Genomic DNA, 19575 nt, shown 5'->3' with positions numbered 1-19575 from the left:
AGTCGAGTGTCGCTGCTCAGTGTGTCCGGTTTTCTGGTGGGATGGTGTGGCGTCGATGGACCTTTCCAATCTCCAGCTTGAAACTCCCCGCCTGTGGTTGCGGCTGCCGCGGCGGGACGACTACGAAGCCTGGGCGGCGTTCGGTGCCGATGAGGAAGCCACGCGTTTCATAGGCGGCATGCAGGCGCGCTCGCCCGCGTGGCGCAGCCTCGCTGCGACGTTGGGGAGCTGGCATCTGCAGGGATTCGGCATGTTCTCGGTGATCGAGAAGGCCACGGGTCGCTGGGTTGGCAGGGTAGGACCGTGGCAACCGGAAGGATGGCCGGGCACGGAGGTCGGCTGGAGCATCGCGCGGGAAGCCTGGGGTCGCGGTTATGCGCCGGAAGCGGCCGTGGCCAGCATCGATTGGGCGTTCGATCATCTGGGCTGGGACGAGGTGATCCACACCATCGATCCAGCCAACGCCAACTCCAGGACGGTGGCCGCCAAGCTCGGCTCGACCTACCTGCGGATGGATCGCCTGCCCGAGCCGCACCACGAGAAGCCGGTCGAGGTCTGGGGCCAGACGCGAGCGCAGTGGAAAACCCGCAGGGCCACGCAATCGTGATGCCGGCTTCCGCCCTGCACGCAGGCCTGCACCATGCCTTGCCGGAGCTGGCGCGGACGTTACGCGATCCCTGGTGGATCATCGGCAGTACCGCGATGGTACTTGCCGGTATTGACGACATCGCGCCGCAGGATATCGATGTGCTCTGCAGCCGCGCGGATGCGCTGCGGCTGCGCGAAGCATGGTGCGGCCATGCCGATGCGGAATATCGTCCCGCGGATGGAACGCGGTTCCGTTCCACCTTCTCGCGTTTCGTGCATCTGCCGATGCCGGTCGAAGTAATGGGCGGGCTGGAAGTCATGACCGCCGCCGGCTGGCAGGCCCTGGTGGTGCACGAAGACGTGCGCCTGGACATCGCGGGCGATGCCTTGCGCATCCCGACGCTGCGGGAACAGCGCCGCATCCTGCTCGCGTTCGGTCGCGACAAGGATCTCGCAAAGGCCGCCCGCATTCCCCCGTTGCCGGAGCCTCCGCATGTCGCCTGATCCCATCACCGTCCATGGCATGTCCACCTCCGGCAACTGCCACAAGGTCCGCCTGTTGCTTGAACAGCTGGGCCGGTCCTACGCGTGGATCGACGTCGACAGCGCCAACGGCGGCACGCGCACGCCGGAGTACCTGGCCAGGAATCCGAACGGCAAGGTGCCGATGCTGGAGCGCGCCGATGGCAGCATCCTCGTCGAGTCGAATGCCATCCTGTGCTGGCTGGCGGAAGGCACCCCCTTCCTGCCCGACGATGCCTGGCAGCGGGCACAGGCACTGAGCTGGCTGTTCTTCGAGCAGTACAGCCATGAGCCCTACATTGCCGTGGCGCGCTTCATCCGTGGCTGGACGCCGCTGGATTCACCGCGTCGCGCGGACCTTCCCCGCCTGGTCGAACGGGGCGCTCAGGCGTTGGCGGTGATGGAAAGACACCTGGAGACCGCGATCTGGTTCACCGGTCCGGCGTACGGCGTGGCCGACATCGCACTGTTCGCCTACACCCATTGCGCGAACGACGGCGGCTTCGACCTGGCCGCGTATCCCCGCATCACCGACTGGCTGGCGCGTGTGTACGCCACGCCGGGTTTTGTTCCCATGCCGGGCGTGAGCGACGATGTCGCCGCGCGCCTGGCGTCTTCCCGATCCTGAGCGAGCACATGACCGCAAACCCCATTCCCGCCCGCATGAAGGGCCTCAACCGTGCCGAGATCTGCGACCAGAACTTCATCGAGTTCGTGAAGGAATGGAAGGGGTACGTCGGCGACAGGCCTGCTGCCGGTGATGCCGTCCTGCCGGGCAGTGCGCTGGATGCGAAAGGCTTCATCGAGCTGCTGGAATCCCAGTTGATCTCGCGTCACCTCGACCTGATGGCGCGCGTACTGCGCGTGCAGAACAAGGTCTTCTACACCATCGGAAGTTCGGGCCACGAAGGCAACGCCATGGTCGCGCGGCTGGCGCGCCATACCGATCCTGCCTTCCTGCACTACCGCAGCGGCGGCTTCATGGCCGAGCGCTTCCGCAAGCTGCCGGGCATGGATCCGGTGATGGACTCCGCGCTCTCGTTCGCCGCCAGCGCCGAAGATCCCGCGTCAGGAGGCCGCCACAAGGTCTGGGGCAGCAAGCCGTTGTGGGTGTTGCCGCAGACCTCGACCATTGCCTCCCACCTTCCCAAGGCGCTGGGCACGGCGGTGGCGATCGAGCAGGCGCGCCGCATCGGCCATGCACTGCCGATTCCCGACGACAGCATTGCGATCTGCTCCTTCGGCGACGCGTCGAGCAACCATGCCACCGCGCAGACCGCGTTCAATGCGGCGGCGTGGACCGCCTACCAGAAGCTGCCCGCGCCGGTGCTGTTCGTCTGCGAGGACAACGGCATCGGCATTTCGGTGAAGACGCCGGATGGCTGGATCGGCCGCAATTTCCGTGATCGCAGGGACCTGGACTACTTCCACGCCGACGGCCTCGACCTGGCGACGGGCTACGGGCAAGTGCAGGCGGCGGTGGATCACTGCCGGCGCACGCGCCGGCCGACATTCCTGCATCTGCGCACGACCCGCATCATGGGTCATGCGGGTACCGACTTCGAGATCGAATGGCGCCCGCTGGAGGAACTGTGCGCCGTGGAGGCGACCGATCCGCTGCTGCGTTCTGCGGCCATCGCCCTGGAATCCGGCCTGCTCTCGAAGGAGGCATTGCTGGGGTTGTACGAAACCACGCGCAAACGCTGCTTTGCGGCCGCCGAGGATGCCGATGGCCGTCCCCGCATCACCACGCTGGAGCACGTGATGGCGCCGCTGGCGCCCTGTACGCCCGACGCGGTGGCGAAGGAAGCCGCGCGTGCCGCACCTCACGACGTGCGCGTCGCTGCCTTCGGCAGCGAAGACAAGCTGCCGGAGAAGCTGCCGCCACGGCATCTGGCCATCCAGATCAACATCGCCCTGCACGACCTGTTCTGCAAATACCCCGAGGCACTGCTGTTCGGCGAGGACGTGGCGCAGAAGGGCGGCGTCTATACGGTCACGAAGGGGCTGCAGAAGGCGTTCAAGGGCAGTCGCGTGTTCAACACGCTGCTGGACGAGACGATGATCCTCGGCCTGGCGCAAGGCTACGCCAACATGGGCATGCTGCCTCTGCCGGAAATCCAGTACCTGGCGTATTTCCACAACGCCTGCGACCAGATCCGGGGCGAGGCGGCCAGCCTTCAGTTCTTCAGCAACGACCAGTACCGCAATCCGATGGTGGTGCGGATCGCGGGTCTGGGTTACCAGCGCGGTTTTGGCGGCCACTTCCACAACGACAATTCGATCACCGCGTTGCGCGACATCCCGGGCCTGGTCGTCGGTTGTCCGTCGCGCGGCGACGATGCGGCCACCATGCTGCGCACGCTGACCGCTCTGGCGAAGGTGGACGGACGCGTGAGCGTGTTCCTGGAGCCGATCGCGCTGTACATGACGAAGGACCTGCACGAGGCGGGTGACGGGCAATGGCTGTTCCCTTATCCGGCGCAGGACGAGGCGATGCCGCTGGGCGAAGGTCGCGTGTATGGCGAGGATGCGGACGATCTGGTCATCTTCACCTACGGCAATGGCGTGCCGATGAGTCTGCGCGCGGCACGCAGCATCGAGAACAAGCACGGCTGGAAGGTGCGCGTGGTCGATCTGCGCTGGCTGGTGCCGCTCAACGAAGCCTTCATCGCGGCGCAGGCGAAGACCGCCAGGCGCATCCTGGTCGTCGACGAGGGTCGCCACGCGGCGGGAGTGGGCGAGGGCGTTATCACCGCCATCGCGGAGGCGGGCCATGGTGCGCGGCCGTTCCAGCGCGTGGTCGGCGCGGATACGTACACGCCGCTGGCAGGCGCGGCATTCCTGGTGCTCCCGGGCGACGAGGACATCGTCGCGGCGGCGGACCGGCTGGCATGATGTCGCCAGCCCCGCCTGGAGATCGGAACATGACTGCGCCGCGCATCGGCATCATCGTCGGCAGCCTGCGCGCAGGCTCCTTCAACCGGCAGCTCGGCCATGCCGTGCGAACGCTGGCGGGAGAGCGTTTCGCCTTCGAGGACATCGACATCGGTGACCTGCCACTCTACGACCAGGATGACGACGCGGATTTCCCCGCCGCCGGCCTGCGCTTCAAGCAGCAAGTGGAGATCTGCGACGCGTTGCTGTTCATCACGCCGGAGTACAACCGGTCGATTCCCGGTGTGCTGAAGAATGCCATCGATATCGGCTCACGGCCGGGCGGGAGCAATTCATTTGCCGGCAAGCGTGCCGCGGTGATCGGCACCTCGCCGGGCGCGCACGGGACCGTGTCGGCCCAGCAGCACCTGCGCAATGTCCTGGCGGCGGTGGATGTCGCGGTGTTGCCGCAGCCCGAGATCGCCATCCAGTACCGCGAGGGCCAGATCGACGCGGACGGGGCGATCACCGATGAGCGCCTGCGCAAGCGGTTGCAACTGTTCCTCGATCGCTTCGGAGGCTGGTTGGCGGCGTAGCGTTTGCCCGGTGCACGCTAGGGGCGCAGCAATGCCAGCCCGTCGCGCAAGCGTTGCAGCGGCGGGCGGACAGCCGGATGCTCGTCCGCCAGCGTCCGGGCAAGCGCGCGCCGGAAGGGGGTAAGCCGGCGACCTGCGCGCAGCACGGCCTCGCGCACGATGCGTGCTGGCGCGTGATCGTTGGTGTAGAGCTCCACGATGGCACGGGTGGCCAGGTAGAGCGGCCGTGTGCCGCGACGATGCCGGCGTTCATAGCGCGCCAGGGCCTCCGCGCATCCCAGGTCGCCGCCACGCTGCCGTGCGTCGCGCGCCATTGCGCCCAAGCGCTCCACGCTGGCAAGCCCCAGGTTGAAGCCATGCGCCGTCACCGGGTGCATGCCCACCGCCGCGTCGCCCACCAGGGCAAAGCGGCGCCCGACGAAGCGGCGAGCATACACGCCGACCAGCGGGTAGACATGGCGACTGCTCTCCAGCCGCATGTGCCCCAGGCGATGCCCGTAGCGCTGTTCCATCTCGTGGGCGAAGGCATCCACGTCCAGTGATGCAAGGCGCTTGGCCGCACTGTCGGGCAGGGTGACGACGACGGAGGACAGGTGTTCCTGCAACGGCAGCAGCGCCAGCGTCTGGCCGTGGCCGAACCACTCCCACGCCACGCCCTGGTGCGGCTGCTCATGGTGCATCCGGCACACCAGCATGCTCTTGCCGAAGTCGTACTGGTCCGCGCCGATCCCCATGGCACGGCGGGTCTCGGAGAAACGGCTGTCCGCGGCGACCAGCAAGGGCGCCTCCAGTCGCAGGCCGTCGCCCAGCGTCACGCAGGCCTGGTCGTCGGTGGTGCGGACCGCGTGTATCCGTGCGTTGTCGAACACGTCCAGGTGGGGCAGGTCGCAAACGGCATTCCAGGCGGCTGCGCGAATCTGGTGGTTGGGAACCAGCATGCCCAGTTCCGGCTTGCCGGCCAGGCCGGCATCGACGCGCATGTCGTGCAGGCAATCGCCTTCCATCACGCGCGCAGCGCGCAGCGGCGAACAGGCGTCCTCGGGCAGGTGCTGCCAGATGCCGAGGTCGCGCAGCTGCCGCATCGACGCATGCGTCAGGGCGATCTCGCGCCCGTCGAAGGCGGGCTCGGCGATGGCCGCGCGGGGCTGGCGTTCCACCAGCGCCACTTTCAGGTCGAGGTCGCACAGGGCCTTGGCCAGGCAGAGACCCGCCGGTCCGGCCCCGATGATGATGACGTCATGCTGCATGCGCAGGCTTCCTGCTCGGGTTCACGAGCAGTCTAGGGCGGCGTGCGCGGGCGTCATTGACGTGGATCAATCGCCCTGCAGATGATGCTCAGCGACGCAGGCCGTCCAGCAAGGGGCATGGTTCCAGTACACCGTCGCCGGCGGCAAGCCCACCACCTGCATGCTCCAGCGGTAGCACCGCGAGCAGAATTGTGCGCTCGCCGTCCTGCGCCGTGCAGACGACTTCGCCGATATCGCGGTCGCTCTCGCGCACCGGAACGCCCGCGATTACCGGGCCGTCGGTGCGGAAGCAGCGCAGGGCGCGTTTGGCTTTACCAAGGAAATGCGTGCGCGCGACGATCTCCTGGCCCGGGTAGCACCCTTTCTTGACGCTGTACGCCGACAGTCGGTCGAGAGCCAGTTGCTGGGGCGTCCATTGTTCGCGCTGCGATTCGGGCAGGCGTGGCAGGCCGTGGGACAGGTCGGCGACGCGCCACGCGGCGGACAGGGCGGCATCGTCCGACGCCACCAGCCGCCCCGCGTACAAGGTACGCGCGCCTCCATCGCCACTGAAATCCAGTTCCAGCACACCCTGTCGCTCGCCTACGGCGGCACCCTGTGCGCTGGCAGGCGTCGCGAACGTGCCCGCGATGCCGGTGTCTGCTGGCACCTCGATCTTCAACTTTCGTCTAAACACGAAACGCCGCAGGGCATCGGCAAACACGTCGGCGGGGTGATCGGGCAGCACCAGCCACAGGCGATCCCCGGACAGCCTGGCCAGCGCGAAGACCGCGATCACGCGCCCTTTGGGCGTCAGCCACGCATTCCACTGCCAGTGTCCCGGGGCAAGACCTGCCACGTCGTTGGCGAACTGCGCATGGGCGAAAGCCACGGCATCCGGTCCTTCCAGCGTTATCAGCGCATGGTCGGGAAGGGTGAAAACCGGTGCACTGGTAGGGGAAAGGTTGTAAGCCAAGGGGGTGAGGATTAAAATTTTGTGCGTTGCGAGACCAACATGATAGGTCAAACTCCTCCGACTCCCGACCCCGATCCCGGAACACAGCCGCCCGAAACCTCACCGCCGACCGCAGGCGCAGGGGCAGGGGAACCGGCTGCGCAGAAGGAGATCGGTGGACGCGACGGGCCCGAGCCCACGCGTTACGGGGATTGGGAAAAGAACGGGCGCTGCATCGATTTCTGAGCAGCGTACGTAAAGCCAACGCGGTCCTGACCGCCCAGCCGAGACAACGAGCGCAACGAATGGCGACTCCACAACGTCCGCTTTCCCCCCATCTGCAGGTCTACCGCTGGCAGATCCAGATGGCGACCTCCATCCTGCATCGCGCCACGGGCATCGTCCTCGCCGCCGGCGCCTTGCTGATCACTGCGGGGTTGCTGACGCTGGTGATCGGCCCTGAAGCCTGGAACTGCTTCACAACGCTGGCGGGCGCCTGGTACGGGCAGGTCTTCCTGTTCGGCTGGACCTGGGCCTTCGCCTACCACCTGTGCAACGGCATCCGGCACATCGTGCAGGACTTCGCCATCGGCTACCGCGTTGCCACGTTCGTGCGCAGCAGCTGGCTGTCGGTGATCGCCAGCCTGGTGATCACCGCCCTGGTGTGGGCCTATGTGCTGCTGGGAGGTGGCGCATGAGCGACTTCCGTACGCCGATCAAGAATGCGCGTGGCCTGGGCTCCGCGAAAACCGGCACCGAACACTTCGTGCACCAGCGCCTGACCGCCACCGCGCTGGTCGCGCTGACGATCTGGTTCCTGGTGTTCGTGCTCAGCCTGATCGGTGCCGACTACGTCACCGCCACCGCTGCGGTTGCCAAGCCCTGGAACGCCGTGCTGCTGGTCGGCTTCCTGGTGGCCATGTTCTGGCACGCCCAGCTCGGCCTCCAGGTCGTGCTGGAAGACTACGTCCACAACTCGCTGCTCGCCCTCGCGGTGCAGACCACCGTCAAATTCATCGCCGTGCTGGGCGCCATCGTGAGCGTCTTCGCCGTGGCCCGCATCGCGCTGGGGAACTGAGCACCATGTCCGCTTACAAGATCACCGAACACAAGTACGACATGGTCGTGGTGGGCGCCGGCGGTGCCGGCCTGCGCGCGACCTTCGGCCTGGCCGCCAAGGGCCTGCAGACCGTCTGCCTGACCAAGGTCTTCCCGACCCGCTCGCACACCGTGGCGGCGCAGGGCGGCATTTCCGCCGCGCTGGGCAACATGGGCGAGGACGACTGGCGCTATCACTTCTACGACACCATCAAGGGCTCGGACTGGCTGGGCGACCAGGACGCCATCGAGTACATGTGCCGCGAGGCCATCCCGGCCATCATCGAGCTGGAGCATTACGGCGTGCCGTTCTCCCGCACCGAGGACGGCAAGATCTACCAGCGTCCGTTCGGTGGCATGACCACCAAGTTCGGCGAGGGCCCGCCGGCGCAACGCACCTGCGCCGCCGCCGACCGCACCGGCCACGCCATGCTGCACACGCTGTACCAGCAGTCGCTGGCGCACGACGCGCGCTTCATGGTCGAGTACTTCGCGCTGGACCTGATCTTCGACGAGGAAGGCGCCTGCCGCGGTGTACTCGCGCTGGACATGGCCACGGGCACGCTGCACCTGTTCCGTTCGCATGGCGTGGTGCTGGCCACCGGCGGCTACGGCCGCGCCTACTTCTCGGCCACGTCGGCGCACACCTGCACCGGCGACGGCGGTGGCATGGTGATGCGTGCCGGCCTGCCGATGCAGGACATGGAGTTCGTGCAGTTCCATCCCACCGGCATCTACGGCGCGGGCTGCCTGATCACCGAGGGCGTGCGCGGCGAAGGCGGCATCCTGCGCAACAGCAACGGCGAGCGCTTCATGGAGCGCTATGCACCGCATTACAAGGACCTGGCCTCGCGCGACGTGGTCAGCCGCTCGATGACCATCGAGATCCGCGAAGGCCGCGGCGTGGGCGAGCACAAGGACCACATCCTGCTCGACCTGACCCACCTGGGCCCCGAGGTCATCAATGAGAAGCTGCCCGGCATCGCCGAGAGCGCCCACATCTTCGCCGGCGTGGACGTGACCAGGCAGCCGATCCCGGTCATTCCGACCGTGCACTACAACATGGGCGGCATCCCGACCAACTACCACGGCGAAGTGGTGCGCAAGGTCGGCGACAATCCGGATGCGGTCGTTCCCGGCCTCTACGCGATCGGCGAAGCCGCCTGCGTGTCCGTGCACGGCGCCAACCGGCTGGGCTCCAATTCGCTGCTCGACCTGGTGGTGTTCGGCCGCGCGGTGGCCAACCGTTGCGCCGAGACGATCAAGAGTGGTTCGTCGCACAAGCCGCTGGCGGGCGACGCCTGCGACAAGGCGCTGGCGCACCTGGACAAGCTGCGCAACGCCAACGGCGACACGCCGACGTCGGTGATCCGTGACAACATGCAGCGCACGATGCAGTCCGATGCCGCCGTCTTCCGCACCAGCAAGACGCTGAAGGAAGGCTGCGACAAGATGGCCGACATCTTCTCCAGCTTCCAGGACGTGAAGGTCAGCGACCGTTCGCTGATCTGGAACTCCGACCTGATCGAAACCTACGAACTGCACAACCTGCTGCTCAGCGCGGTGGCCACGATCAATTCGGCCGAGCAGCGCCACGAGAGCCGCGGCGCGCACGCGCACGAGGACTTCCCGGACCGCGACGACGTTAACTGGCAGAAGCACACGCTCGTCAACGTCGCCGACGACGGCAAGTGCAGCTTCGATTTCCGTCCCGTGCACATGTACACGCTCAGCAAGGACGTGGATGTGGTGCCGCCCAAGCCGCGCGTCTACTGAGCCCGGGAGACCTGACACATGGCCGAATTTTCACTCCCGAAGAACTCGCGCGTCACCAAGGGCAAGCACTTCCCCGCGAAGGGCGCCAAGAACGTGCGCACCTTCAAGGTGTATCGCTGGAACCCGGACGACGGCGCCAACCCGCGCACCGATACGTACGAGATCGATCTCGACAAGTGCGGCCCGATGGTCCTGGACGCGCTGATCAAGATCAAGAACGAGATCGACCCCACGTTGACGTTCCGCCGTTCGTGCCGCGAAGGCATCTGCGGTTCGTGCGCGATGAACATCGACGGCACCAACACGCTGGCCTGCACCAAGGCGATCGGTGACTGCACCAAGGCCGAAGTGCCGATCTATCCGCTGCCGCACATGGAGGTGGTGAAGGATCTCGTTCCCGACCTGACCCACTTCTACGCGCAGTACGCCTCGATCAAGCCGTGGATCCGCACGCAGACCCCGGCGCCGCCGGATCGCGAGCGCCTGCAGTCGCCGGAAGACCGCAAGAAGCTCGACGGTCTGTACGAGTGCATCCTCTGCGCCTGCTGCTCGACCAGCTGCCCGAGCTACTGGTGGAACGGCGAACGCTACCTCGGCCCGGCAATCCTGCTGCAGGCCTACCGCTGGATCATCGACTCGCGCGACGAAGACACCGGTGCTCGCCTGGACGACCTGGAAGATCCGTTCAAGCTGTACCGCTGCCACACCATCATGAACTGCGCGCGCACCTGCCCGAAGGGCCTGAACCCGGCGCTGGCGATCGCCGAGATCAAGAAGCTGATGATGGCGCGTCGCGCCTGATCGCATGACCGGCGCACCTGCCACGGCGATCCTCTGGCCCGCGGTGGCCATGGCCAGCCTGACCTTCCTCGTGTGGGTCAGGCTGTACCACCTGCGGCTGGGTGAAATGGCACGCAAGCGCATCGACGCACAGGCGCTCGCCAGTGCTGCCGATTCGGCCCGCCTGCTGCTCGATACCCGTGCTTCCGACAACTTCCGCAACCTGTTCGAGCTACCGGTCCTGTTCTACGCCGGTGTGCTGCTGGCCGCGCAACTGGGCGTATCGGATAGCGCATCGCTCACGCTGGCATGGGCCTTCGTCGGCCTGCGCGTGGTGCACAGCGTGGTCCACTGCACCTTCAATCATGTGATGACCCGCTTCATCGCCTATGCGCTGGCGACGCTGGTGCTGATCGCGTTCTGGGTGCGGCTCGCCATCGCCCTGGGCACCGCATGACGGACGATCCCGAACTCAAGCGCATCCGCTGGCGCTGCCGGCGCGGCATGCGCGAACTGGACCAGTTGTTCGGACGCTATCTCGACCGAAGCTGGCCGACGGAATCCGAGGCGCAGCGCGTGGTTTTCCTACGGCTGCTCGATTGCGAAGACGATAAGCTCTGGCGCTGGTTCATGGGCTATGAGCAGTGTCCCGATGCCGAACTCGCCGCGCTGGTCGAACGGATCCGTCAACTGCCGGCTTGAGTGGCGACCGTCGCGCCTGCTGCAGGCGTTGCTGATCCTGCTGGGACTGCTGGGCGGGATGTCGGTGCTGGCCAGCGAGATGCCGCGCATGTTCGCCTGGCCGCTGGCCCTGGCGGCACTGGTCTATGGCGTGTGGCGCGCCTGCAGCGAAAGCCGAAGCCCCCGCCTCGCGTTCTGGTTTCCGGGAAACGGACGCATGCCCACGGTCGATGGCGTGCCCCTGCATCAGGCCCGCCTGCATTGGCGCGGGCCCCTGGCGTTCCTGCGGTGGCGCGAGGCCCCCGGCGGCCGCTGGCGGCACGTGTCGTGGTGGCCCGACACGCTGCCGGCGGCATCGCGGCGTGAACTGCGCCTTGCTGCGGACGTGGAGGGCGCTGGGCGGCGTCAGGGGGATCGGGCACCATAGGGCCCTATGTTCAAGCCCATTCCAGTCGCCATCGGCCTGCGCTATCTCCGCGCCAAGCGCCGCAACGGTTTCATTTCCTTCATCTCGCTGGCCTCGGTCGTCGGCATTGCGCTGGGCGTGATGATCCTGATCACCACGCTGTCGGTGATGAGCGGATTCCAGCGCGAGATCCGCGACCGCCTGCTGCAGGCCACCGCGCACGCTACCGTGATGGGGGCGGGCGAGGCGATGCAGGACTGGCCGCACGCCACCCGGATCGCAATGGACGATCCGCGCGTGTCCGGGGCCGCGCCCTTCATCCACGTGCAGGCCATGTTGACCGGCAATGCCGATCCGCAGGGCGCCCTGGTCACCGGCATCCTTCCGGGCGAAGAGCCGAAGGTCTCGGTGATCGGCGACAAGATGAAGGCCGGAACGCTGGAATCGCTGCAGCCGGGCGAGTTCCACATCCTGCTGGGGCAGGAACTGGCCGCATGGCTTCGCGTGGGCGTGGGCGACAGCGTGGTCGTCACCGCGGGTGATTTCCAGGGTACGCCGATGGGGGCGATGCCCAAGATCAAGCGGTTCACTGTCACCGGCATCTTCTCCGTCGGCCACAACGACGTCGACCGCAACCTGGCGCTGGTCCACATGGGCGATCTGCAGCGCGTGTTGAGGATGGGCGAGGGTGTTACCGGCGTACGCATGAAGCTGCACGACATGTATCAGTCCTGGGAAGTGGCGCGCGACCTGGCGTTGCGTCTGGAGGGCCCGTACCGCATCAGCGACTGGACCAGCGAGAACGCCAATCTCTACCACTCTCTGAAGATGGAAAAGACGGTGATGGGCATCCTGCTGTCCTTCATCATCCTGATGGGCGCCTTCTCGCTGGTGAACTCCCAGGTCATGCTGGTGACCGACAAGCAGGCTGACATCGCCATCCTGCGCACCCTGGGCCTCACGCCGCGCGGTGTCATGCAGGTGTTCATGGTGCAGGGCGTCCTGATCGGCGTGATGGGCACGGTGCTGGGCGTGGTCGGCGGCATTCTGCTGACCATCAATCTGGAATACATCCTTGCCGCCATCGAAGCGGTGTTCAAGGTGACGTTGCTGCCTCCCGACGTGTACTACATCACCGGCCTGCCGTATGAGCTCGATGCGGGCGAGGTCGTGCTGATCGCCGCCGTCGCCCTCACCATGAGCTTCCTGGCCACGCTGTATCCCGCGTGGCGCGCCGCCCGCACGCAACCGGCGGAGGCGCTTCGCTATGAGTGAATCGGACCGCATGAACGACGCCATCCGCACCGCCGTCATCCACGCCGAGGCCCTCGGCAAGACCTACGCGGAAGGCAAGCTGCGCACACCCGTGTTCGATGGACTGGAGCTCAACGTGCAGCCCGGCGAGACCGTGGCGATCGTCGGGGCATCCGGTGCCGGCAAGAGCACGTTGCTGCATCTGCTCGGCGGACTGGATACGCCCACCTCGGGCGAGGTGTACGTGGCCGGCCAGAAGATGTCTTCATTGTCCGATGCCGCGCGTGGCCAGCTGCGCAACAGGGCATTGGGCTTCGTCTACCAGTTCCATCATCTCCTGCCTGAATTCACTGCGCTGGAGAACGTCATGATGCCGGTGATGCTCGGCGGTGCCGCCACGGACGACGCGGGCAGCAAGGCCAGGTCGCTGCTCGAAGCGGTGGGGCTTGGTCATCGTCTGGCGCACAAGCCGGGTGAGCTGTCAGGCGGCGAGCGCCAGCGTGCGGCGGTGGCGCGGGCGCTGGTGAACCAGCCCGCCTGCGTGCTGGGCGACGAGCCGACCGGCAATCTTGATGAAAAGACAGCCGCGACGGTGTTCGACCTGATGCTTGAACTCAACCGTGCGCAGAAGACCAGTCTCGTGCTGGTGACCCATGACCGCCGGCTGGCGCGCCGGCTGGACCGTGTGCTGGAACTGCACGAGGGCAAACTGCGCGAACTGGCCCACGACGCGATCTGACCTGTGCAGAAACCGTTGGGTCATTCCATCTGACCGCTGGCTGGAAGACAGTTGCTGAATTAAGCCGACCCGCGAAGCGGGTCCGGCTTGAATGAATTGTTAGGCCGCAGTGCCGCCCAACCTGCGACGAGACGCTACTCCAGCCATGCAGAGCGCAAGCCCTGCCGCGAGAATGACATAGGGCGGGTAAAAGTCGTCCTGAGGCTCGGCGGGGACCGCGCGCCAGTATCGAGAGCTCTGGCTGTCGAGCGGCGAAACGAGGTCAGCCGGCAGCAGATCTTGGATGAAAGGCATGCTGAGTAGGCCATGGGCTGCGAGGGCTATGCCAAGAACTAGAGCTACGTTCGCGAGAAGTTTCTTCATGCAGCCTAGCGCCTGAGTTAAGCCGGCCCGCCCGATACGATCCGGTTACGCCCGAGACCGCGAAGCGGGCCCGGCTTGAGCGAATTGTTAGGTGTCGCTCTGAGGAAACGTATCAAATTCCTGGATGGAAGCGAGGTTCTTGTCCCAAGCGGCTTTGCTGCCAGAAAAAATATGTGCGTCAGGCGTCATGGTGAGATCCGTGTCGAGGCAACCAGCCGGTACGACAACGAACTCGTGCCCGACGTGGGGCATTGCAGAACCGCAAACAGAACAGAAGCAGCGTGTATGGCGGGTGCTTGGAAGGTTGTACGTCTGCACGTTCTCCCCACCAGAGAGCCATTCGAGCTTGGCGACCGATGAGAACAGGTTTGCGGCATGCGCTGATCCGGTGTCTTTGCGGCAATGAGAGCAATGGCAAAGGAAAAAACGTTCAAACGCGCCGTCTATCTTGAAGGTGACGGTTCGACAAAGGCAGGAGCCGGTGTGTTGTTGGTTCATGTTCTTCCTTGCGGAGGCGAGATAACTTGATGGTACCTAACGCCTGAATTGAGCCGACCCGCGAAGCGGGTTCGGCTTGAATGAATTGCTAGGCCCATGAAAGCGAGGATTTCGCCACAAGCCAATGAACCAGAAGATCAGACCGCCTGCAGCCGCTGTGGCCCATGCGTACAACGTCAGATTGAGTCCGTTGAGTAGGAAATGCTCCCACGATGAAGTGGCAAACCACAAAATGAGGAAAAAGCTGGCTACGACTACACCACCAAGAACAGATTGCCACCAAGCGACCCAACGCTTGCGCACGAACAGCCAGACCAAGGGTGCACCAAACAAGAACATTGCCGTGTAAGCAATGACCAACTCTAAGCGGAACCACCAACCCGTGAATGTGCCGTATGGCGGCACCAGGTAGGGCAACTGGAGAACTAGCGGTGTCAGTAGTAATGCGAGCAGAAGTCTGGGCATGGGTCTAACGCCTGAGTTAAGCCGATCCGCGAAGCGGGTTCGGCTTGAATGAATTGTTAGGGCCCTCTACGTGATAGCTGGCATGAGACTCGATCCACACGCCGCGAGTTGAGGGATCTTGTAATGACGCCGGAGGCGAGGTGAACAGCTCAAGGTGCACGGTCTCTCGGTTGGCCCAGCGAGCGCCAACGTAACGGAGGCGTAGAACCAAGTGCGATCCTGTGACTCCGTTAGAGGTGACCGGCTCATCTAGCCGGATGAGCGCAGCAGATTGACCGTTCTCGCCTTGGATGAAACCGACGCACTCCCCGAAGTGGGCGATCCGGCCATTGAGCCATTTCGGCTCCATGTCGTAGCCGCCATCTAACCGAACCCGGTTACCGGCACGAAGCCGGTGGCCTAACAGGTTGGCTAAGAAGGAAAGTGCCATGAGGGCCCTAACGCCTGAATTAAGCCGACCCGCCTTGGATTGGCACCGAAGCCGATATTACCCAGAAACGAACCGAAGCTAACGAACTCGATGCGGGTTCGGCTTGAATGAATTGTTAGGCGGCAACTCATTTTACGTACCGCGCCCAATTGTCCACCAGTACTGCGGGGACGCAGTAACCACCATCAGGCTGCATACTGAAAGGGGGAAGCTCAAACTTTTTGTAGCGGCCACCAGCTTCGTCACAGGTCTTACCCTGCGGCAACTCGAATCGGATCACGCGAACGGCGTAATTGGGACAAATGTCGCTGCACTTGTACTCAACTACAACATCCACTCCTCTTAGCCTGCCAAGTACTTTGGGTGGCTGGGGGTACAGATTTTTGTCATAGCTGCTAGACGCGTAGTTGAGAACGTCTCTATCTGTGAGCCGTGGCCCGCATCCGGAAAGACTGATTAGCATCAGACTAAGTCCAGCAAGCTTGCATAGATTCGTCATTGCCGCCTAACACCAGAATTAAGCCGACCCGCGAAGCGGGTTCGGCTTGAATGAATTGTTAGACCTTGAGTGCGCCATATGTCAGTCCCGAAAGCACGAGAACGAGGAAGATCGTTATCGCAACGTAGAGTAGCCGAAAGCAATGGTCACCGAGGGCGTTGAGGTGAGTGTCGCCGATCTCTCTATAGGTCCGCTGGGTGACAAATCTAGTAACCGGAGCAGAAACGGACGGCTCCGCAAGTGAATCTGGCGCGATCCTGCGCCAAGTGTCTGGGTGCCTCTGCTGAAGATAGCGGTTAAGACGGTTGGAGCTATAGACGGACGCCGCGAAAACAGGCAAGACCGCAATTGCGGAAAGAAAGAATACGGCTGCGATGAATTTTTCCATCAAGGCCTAACACCAGAATTAAGCCGACCCGCGAAGCGGGTTCGGCTTGAATGATTTGTTAGGCGACTGGCTCAAGATCATTAGGAAATGCACCGGCAGCTGCCCACTCGGCATCCGTAAAGTCCTTAGCAATGTCTCTACGCCTCCATGCCCGATTGAGATGAGCATACACATGGCCTAGATCTATCCGAAACTCAGGCTCTCCATACCCTGAACTCGCAGATATCTCCTTGATGAGGTTGTCCAAGTGCTCACGCGCATCCTCAAGGTCGTCAAGGAGCAGGGACCAGCCCACTGGGTTGTCGGTGCAATTAATCATGGTCCTGTCGCCTAACGCCTGAAATAAGCCGCGCCGCGAAGCGGCGTCGGCTTGATTGAATTGTTAGGCCTTGGCTGCACTAGCGGAACGCCATTACAAGTATGGCTGTTGTGGCAGTGAGAACTACTGGCCCGACGAGAATACAACGCTTGCAGTAACGCCACTCTCCCTGAGCGACACAGATCGCCTTTCCGATCAGTACGGCAGCAAGGACGGCAAAGGCTAATGGAACTACCGCGGTCGGCCAGGCCCACACCGAGGCGCCACAAGCCAAGATTAGTGCAAGCATGAGGCAGGCGTGCGCCACCCTGAAAGGCCCAATGCCACGCTCCTCGAACATGCTTTGGCGGTTCGACGGAAAAGAAATGACAAGCAATCCGAACAGGCTAAACGCTATGTAGCCTACTGCAATTACCTGAGCTAGCAGATAAGTATGTTCCAAGGCCTAACACCTGAGTTAAGCCGACCCGCGAAGCGGGTTCGGCTTGAATGAATTGTTAGGCTGCAGACGACGAAGCACGAATGTAGCCCGGTAACTTTGAAATGCCGCCATGAACATTGGCGCGCTTGCCAATGCTGATGTTTGGGCAGGATTTGTAGGAACTCTCGGTAGCAAAGACAACATAGCCATCTGGGTCGCAGTAAGCGCCAGGGAACTTGTCGAGTGGCATGAAGAAGGTGCCGCCTTGGTGATACATGGCTTGCCTTGCAGGAATAGCCCAGTCTCTGAGAAGCCTCGAACCGCTGTTTGTGCGATGTCCCGGCATTACCTTCTCCTGCAGCCTAACACCTTGAGTTAAGCCGACCCGCGAAGCGGGTTCGGCTTGAACGAATAGTTATACGCCAAGGTAAGCCCGAAGCCTGCGGCCTGCAACGGGGCCGGAACATCCGGGAGCAGGAAATCACTCGCCGCCAGCCCGTAGCAGGGTGGGGTCCGTAAAGACCGAAGCCGACAGCGACGCCGGCCCGCAAGTCGGGAGGTCATCCGGAGGCCGCGCGGCGCGAGAGCGATGTGTCCGAAGCCGAGTGAAGCGAAGTCAGAAGGACGCGATTGGTTGGCTTGCATCAACAATCGATCAGCACCGAAGCCGCGGGCGCCGCATGACCAACCCGCAATCGAAGCCGACACGACCAAAGCCCCACCCACGTATAACACCTGAATTAAGCCGACCCGCGAAGCGGGTTCGGCTTGAATGAATTGTTAGGCCGCGTCGCCATCTGCCGCGCCCTTGTGAGGATAGTAGACCAGAGCGGCGCCCGAACTCAGAGCTTCTTCATAGAAGCCAGCGAACCCCCGATAGAGGTCCGTGTTTAGGACGTCAATCTGGAGCTTGCCGCCGCGCATATTCCCAATATTGGTAAAGCAGTATCGGCCACACTCGTCCAGCGCCGCCTCGAAGTCGTAGGCCTCAGATTGCTGCCTAAGGAAGAGCATGCATTTGTGAGTGGCGCCAACGTCGGGGTGGGCCCAAGTGTACTTGGAGTCACCGGAAAAGCGACCTTGGAACCCGTAGATCATTACAACTGTCATCAGCGGCCTAACACCTTGAGTTAAGCCGACCCGCGAAGCGGGTTCGGCTTGAACGAATAGTTATGCGCCAAGGTAAGCCCGAAGCCAGCGGCCTGCAACGGGGCCGGAACATCCGGGAGCAGGAAATCGCTCGCCGCCAGCCCGTAGCAGGGTGGGGCCCGTAAAGACCGAAGCCGACCGCGACGCCGGTCCGCAAGCTGGGAGATCATCCGGAGGCCGCGCGGCGCGAGAGCGATGTACCCGAAGCCGAGTGAAGCGAAGTCAGAAGGACGCGATTGGTTGGCTTGCATCAACAATCGATCAGCACCGAAGCCGCGGGCGCCGCATGACCAACCCGCAATCGAAGCCGACACGACCAAAGCCCCACCCACGTATAACACCGGAATTAAGCCGACCCGCGAAGCGGGTTCGGCTTGAATGATTTGTTAGGTGCCATGGTCGCTAATCTCTGAAAGGTATGTTGCTTAGCCAATGCCCCAGAATGCGTCCTTGACGCCATCCCAGAGCTTTTTGAGTGTCTCGCTCCGCCCGCGAAAGAACGCGAACCGAAAGAGCTGCACCAGTAACGCAACAATTAGCCCGACGAACACCAGAAGACCAAGGGCATCTCTAAACAAGAACGCAGCGACTGCCAAGGCCGCCAATAGCGCGAAAACAGCTAGGTCTGTCTTTAGCGTGCTCGGCGATGACGTTTTTTCCATGGCACCTAACACCTGAGTTAAGCCGACCCGCGAAGCGGGTTCGGCTTGAATGATTTGTTAGGCGACTGGCTCAAGATCATTGGGAAATGCACCGGCAGCTGCCCACTCGCCGTCCGTAAAGTCCTCAGCAATGTCTCTACGCCTCCATGCCCGATTGAGATGAGCATACACATGACCTAGATCTATCCGAAACTCAGGCTCTCCATACCCTGAACTCGCAGATATCTCCTTGATGAGGTTGTCCAAGTGCTCACGCGCATCCTCAAGGTCGTCAAGGAGCAGGGACCAGCCCACTGGGTTGTCGGTGCAATTAATCATGGTCCTGTCGCCTAACACATGAATTTAGCCGACCCGCGAAGCGGGTTCGGCTTGAATGAACTGTTAGGCCTCATTCGAGGTGCCCGAAATCTTGTGTATTGCAGTGAAAGCCAGCATCAAGGCTAGGAGTGTCCACATGGCCGAGTCATAGCGATACGCTTGAACCTGTGATACGTGTCTGACGGTGCCCTTAACTGCGACTGCAACCGGCTGTGCGTCAGATGGGGTGATGCTGCCAGCGAGAATGTTCGATTGCTGACGCATTGTCCAGACGGCAAGGACGATGAAAGCGCTTGCCCCAATGGCCCAAATTACCTTGTATCGCTGGGATGAGCACTTGGGAACGCGGAGCAGTGCAACGACCAAACCGACGGCAGATAGCGCGATGGCGATCTGGACTGCTGTTGCTAACAGAATTGCGACGAGAGCTTCCATGAGGCCTAACGCCTGAATTAAGCCGCGCCGCGAAGCGGCGTCGGCTTGAATGAATTGTTAGGCACCGCCCCGCAGACCGGAAAAGCCTGCGCCCAACAGAGCGATGCCTACGGCAAGATGCAAAAGCAGC

The 19575-nt window shown here is 63.4% G+C and carries 22 protein-coding genes; 15 read left to right on the top strand and 7 right to left on the bottom strand.

The features are described 5' to 3' along the window. Positions 1 to 55: 55 nt before the first annotated feature. From ACIPRS_RS10155 to ACIPRS_RS10135, 5 genes are read left to right on the top strand one after another with little or no spacing between them, the layout of a single operon-like run. Positions 56 to 607, top strand: coding sequence for a GNAT family N-acetyltransferase (locus ACIPRS_RS10155; protein ID WP_446538475.1), 552 nt, complete (start codon positions 56 to 58; stop codon positions 605 to 607). After that, positions 607 to 1092 (top strand): hypothetical protein, encoded by a 486-nt coding sequence (locus ACIPRS_RS10150; RefSeq protein ID WP_446538474.1) that lies wholly within the window; start codon positions 607 to 609, stop codon positions 1090 to 1092. The genes ACIPRS_RS10155 and ACIPRS_RS10150 overlap by 1 nt, the downstream gene beginning before the upstream one ends. Beyond that, positions 1082 to 1738: a glutathione S-transferase family protein gene (locus ACIPRS_RS10145; protein ID WP_446538473.1), complete on the top strand. Its 657-nt coding sequence runs from the start codon at positions 1082 to 1084 to the stop codon at positions 1736 to 1738. The genes ACIPRS_RS10150 and ACIPRS_RS10145 overlap by 11 nt, the downstream gene beginning before the upstream one ends. Positions 1739 to 1746: 8 nt before the next feature. After that, a complete protein-coding gene (locus ACIPRS_RS10140; RefSeq protein ID WP_446538472.1) occupies positions 1747 to 4008 on the top strand; it encodes a thiamine pyrophosphate-dependent enzyme in 2262 nt (753 codons plus the stop codon). A gap of 29 nt (positions 4009 to 4037) precedes the next feature. After that, positions 4038 to 4583 carry an NADPH-dependent FMN reductase gene (locus ACIPRS_RS10135; protein ID WP_446538471.1) on the top strand — a complete coding sequence of 182 codons (546 nt, stop codon included), beginning with the start codon at positions 4038 to 4040 and terminating at the stop codon, positions 4581 to 4583. Positions 4584 to 4600: 17 nt separating this feature from the next. Here ACIPRS_RS10135 and ubiM read toward each other — a convergent pair whose 3' ends face one another. Then, positions 4601 to 5830 (bottom strand): 5-demethoxyubiquinol-8 5-hydroxylase UbiM, encoded by a 1230-nt coding sequence (ubiM, locus tag ACIPRS_RS10130; protein ID WP_337730913.1) that lies wholly within the window; start codon positions 5828 to 5830, stop codon positions 4601 to 4603. A gap of 88 nt (positions 5831 to 5918) precedes the next feature. Beyond that, the gene (ygfZ, locus tag ACIPRS_RS10125) at positions 5919 to 6785 is read right to left on the bottom strand and encodes a CAF17-like 4Fe-4S cluster assembly/insertion protein YgfZ (protein ID WP_446538470.1); all 867 of its coding nucleotides are present in this window, start codon (positions 6783 to 6785) and stop codon (positions 5919 to 5921) included. 39 nt (positions 6786 to 6824) lie between these two features. On the opposite strand from ygfZ, the gene ACIPRS_RS10120 reads away from it, so the two are divergent. The 10 genes from ACIPRS_RS10120 to lolD are packed head-to-tail and all read left to right on the top strand — an operon-like array spanning position 6825 to position 13498. After that, positions 6825 to 7010, top strand: coding sequence for a DUF1674 domain-containing protein (locus ACIPRS_RS10120; protein ID WP_192201316.1), 186 nt, complete (start codon positions 6825 to 6827; stop codon positions 7008 to 7010). A 59-nt stretch (positions 7011 to 7069) separates the two neighbouring features. Continuing rightward, positions 7070 to 7462: a succinate dehydrogenase, cytochrome b556 subunit gene (sdhC, locus tag ACIPRS_RS10115; protein WP_192201315.1), complete on the top strand. Its 393-nt coding sequence runs from the start codon at positions 7070 to 7072 to the stop codon at positions 7460 to 7462. Further along, positions 7459 to 7842, top strand: a complete 384-nt coding sequence (gene sdhD / locus ACIPRS_RS10110) for a succinate dehydrogenase, hydrophobic membrane anchor protein (protein WP_192201314.1) — start codon at positions 7459 to 7461, stop codon at positions 7840 to 7842. The genes sdhC and sdhD overlap by 4 nt, the downstream gene beginning before the upstream one ends. A gap of 5 nt (positions 7843 to 7847) precedes the next feature. Beyond that, the gene (gene sdhA, locus ACIPRS_RS10105) at positions 7848 to 9638 is read left to right on the top strand and encodes a succinate dehydrogenase flavoprotein subunit (protein WP_446538469.1); all 1791 of its coding nucleotides are present in this window, start codon (positions 7848 to 7850) and stop codon (positions 9636 to 9638) included. A gap of 18 nt (positions 9639 to 9656) precedes the next feature. Then, complete coding sequence (locus ACIPRS_RS10100) at positions 9657 to 10439, top strand: succinate dehydrogenase iron-sulfur subunit (protein ID WP_337730910.1); 783 nt, start codon at positions 9657 to 9659, stop codon at positions 10437 to 10439. A gap of 4 nt (positions 10440 to 10443) precedes the next feature. Then, positions 10444 to 10875 (top strand): MAPEG family protein, encoded by a 432-nt coding sequence (locus ACIPRS_RS10095; RefSeq protein ID WP_446538468.1) that lies wholly within the window; start codon positions 10444 to 10446, stop codon positions 10873 to 10875. Then, a complete protein-coding gene (locus ACIPRS_RS10090; protein ID WP_446538467.1) occupies positions 10872 to 11120 on the top strand; it encodes an FAD assembly factor SdhE in 249 nt (82 codons plus the stop codon). Before ACIPRS_RS10095 ends, ACIPRS_RS10090 begins: the two co-directional genes overlap by 4 nt. After that, positions 11071 to 11526, top strand: coding sequence for a hypothetical protein (locus tag ACIPRS_RS10085; RefSeq protein WP_446538466.1), 456 nt, complete (start codon positions 11071 to 11073; stop codon positions 11524 to 11526). The genes ACIPRS_RS10090 and ACIPRS_RS10085 overlap by 50 nt, the downstream gene beginning before the upstream one ends. A gap of 6 nt (positions 11527 to 11532) precedes the next feature. Further along, complete coding sequence (locus ACIPRS_RS10080) at positions 11533 to 12780, top strand: lipoprotein-releasing ABC transporter permease subunit (protein ID WP_446538465.1); 1248 nt, start codon at positions 11533 to 11535, stop codon at positions 12778 to 12780. Between the two features lie 10 nt (positions 12781 to 12790). After that, a complete protein-coding gene (lolD, locus tag ACIPRS_RS10075; RefSeq protein ID WP_446538464.1) occupies positions 12791 to 13498 on the top strand; it encodes a lipoprotein-releasing ABC transporter ATP-binding protein LolD in 708 nt (235 codons plus the stop codon). Between the two features lie 450 nt (positions 13499 to 13948). On the opposite strand, the gene ACIPRS_RS10070 is transcribed toward lolD, so the two are convergent. From ACIPRS_RS10070 to ACIPRS_RS10050, 5 genes are all read right to left on the bottom strand, one after another. Further along, on the bottom strand, positions 13949 to 14359 hold the full coding sequence (locus ACIPRS_RS10070; RefSeq protein ID WP_446538463.1) for a GFA family protein: 411 nt from the start codon (positions 14357 to 14359) through the stop codon (positions 13949 to 13951). A gap of 36 nt (positions 14360 to 14395) precedes the next feature. Beyond that, positions 14396 to 14824 carry a hypothetical protein gene (locus tag ACIPRS_RS10065; protein ID WP_446538462.1) on the bottom strand — a complete coding sequence of 143 codons (429 nt, stop codon included), beginning with the start codon at positions 14822 to 14824 and terminating at the stop codon, positions 14396 to 14398. 2133 nt (positions 14825 to 16957) lie between these two features. Next, the gene (locus tag ACIPRS_RS10060; RefSeq protein ID WP_446538461.1) at positions 16958 to 17227 is read right to left on the bottom strand and encodes a hypothetical protein; all 270 of its coding nucleotides are present in this window, start codon (positions 17225 to 17227) and stop codon (positions 16958 to 16960) included. A 434-nt stretch (positions 17228 to 17661) separates the two neighbouring features. Further along, a complete protein-coding gene (locus ACIPRS_RS10055; RefSeq protein WP_446538460.1) occupies positions 17662 to 17979 on the bottom strand; it encodes a hypothetical protein in 318 nt (105 codons plus the stop codon). Between the two features lie 1094 nt (positions 17980 to 19073). Beyond that, complete coding sequence (locus ACIPRS_RS10050; RefSeq protein ID WP_446538459.1) at positions 19074 to 19445, bottom strand: hypothetical protein; 372 nt, start codon at positions 19443 to 19445, stop codon at positions 19074 to 19076. Between the last annotated feature and the right edge of the window lie 130 nt (positions 19446 to 19575).

The organism is Pseudoxanthomonas sp. LARHCG66 (assembly GCF_052871755.1).
This window is presented reverse-complemented; position numbering and strand designations above follow the sequence as displayed.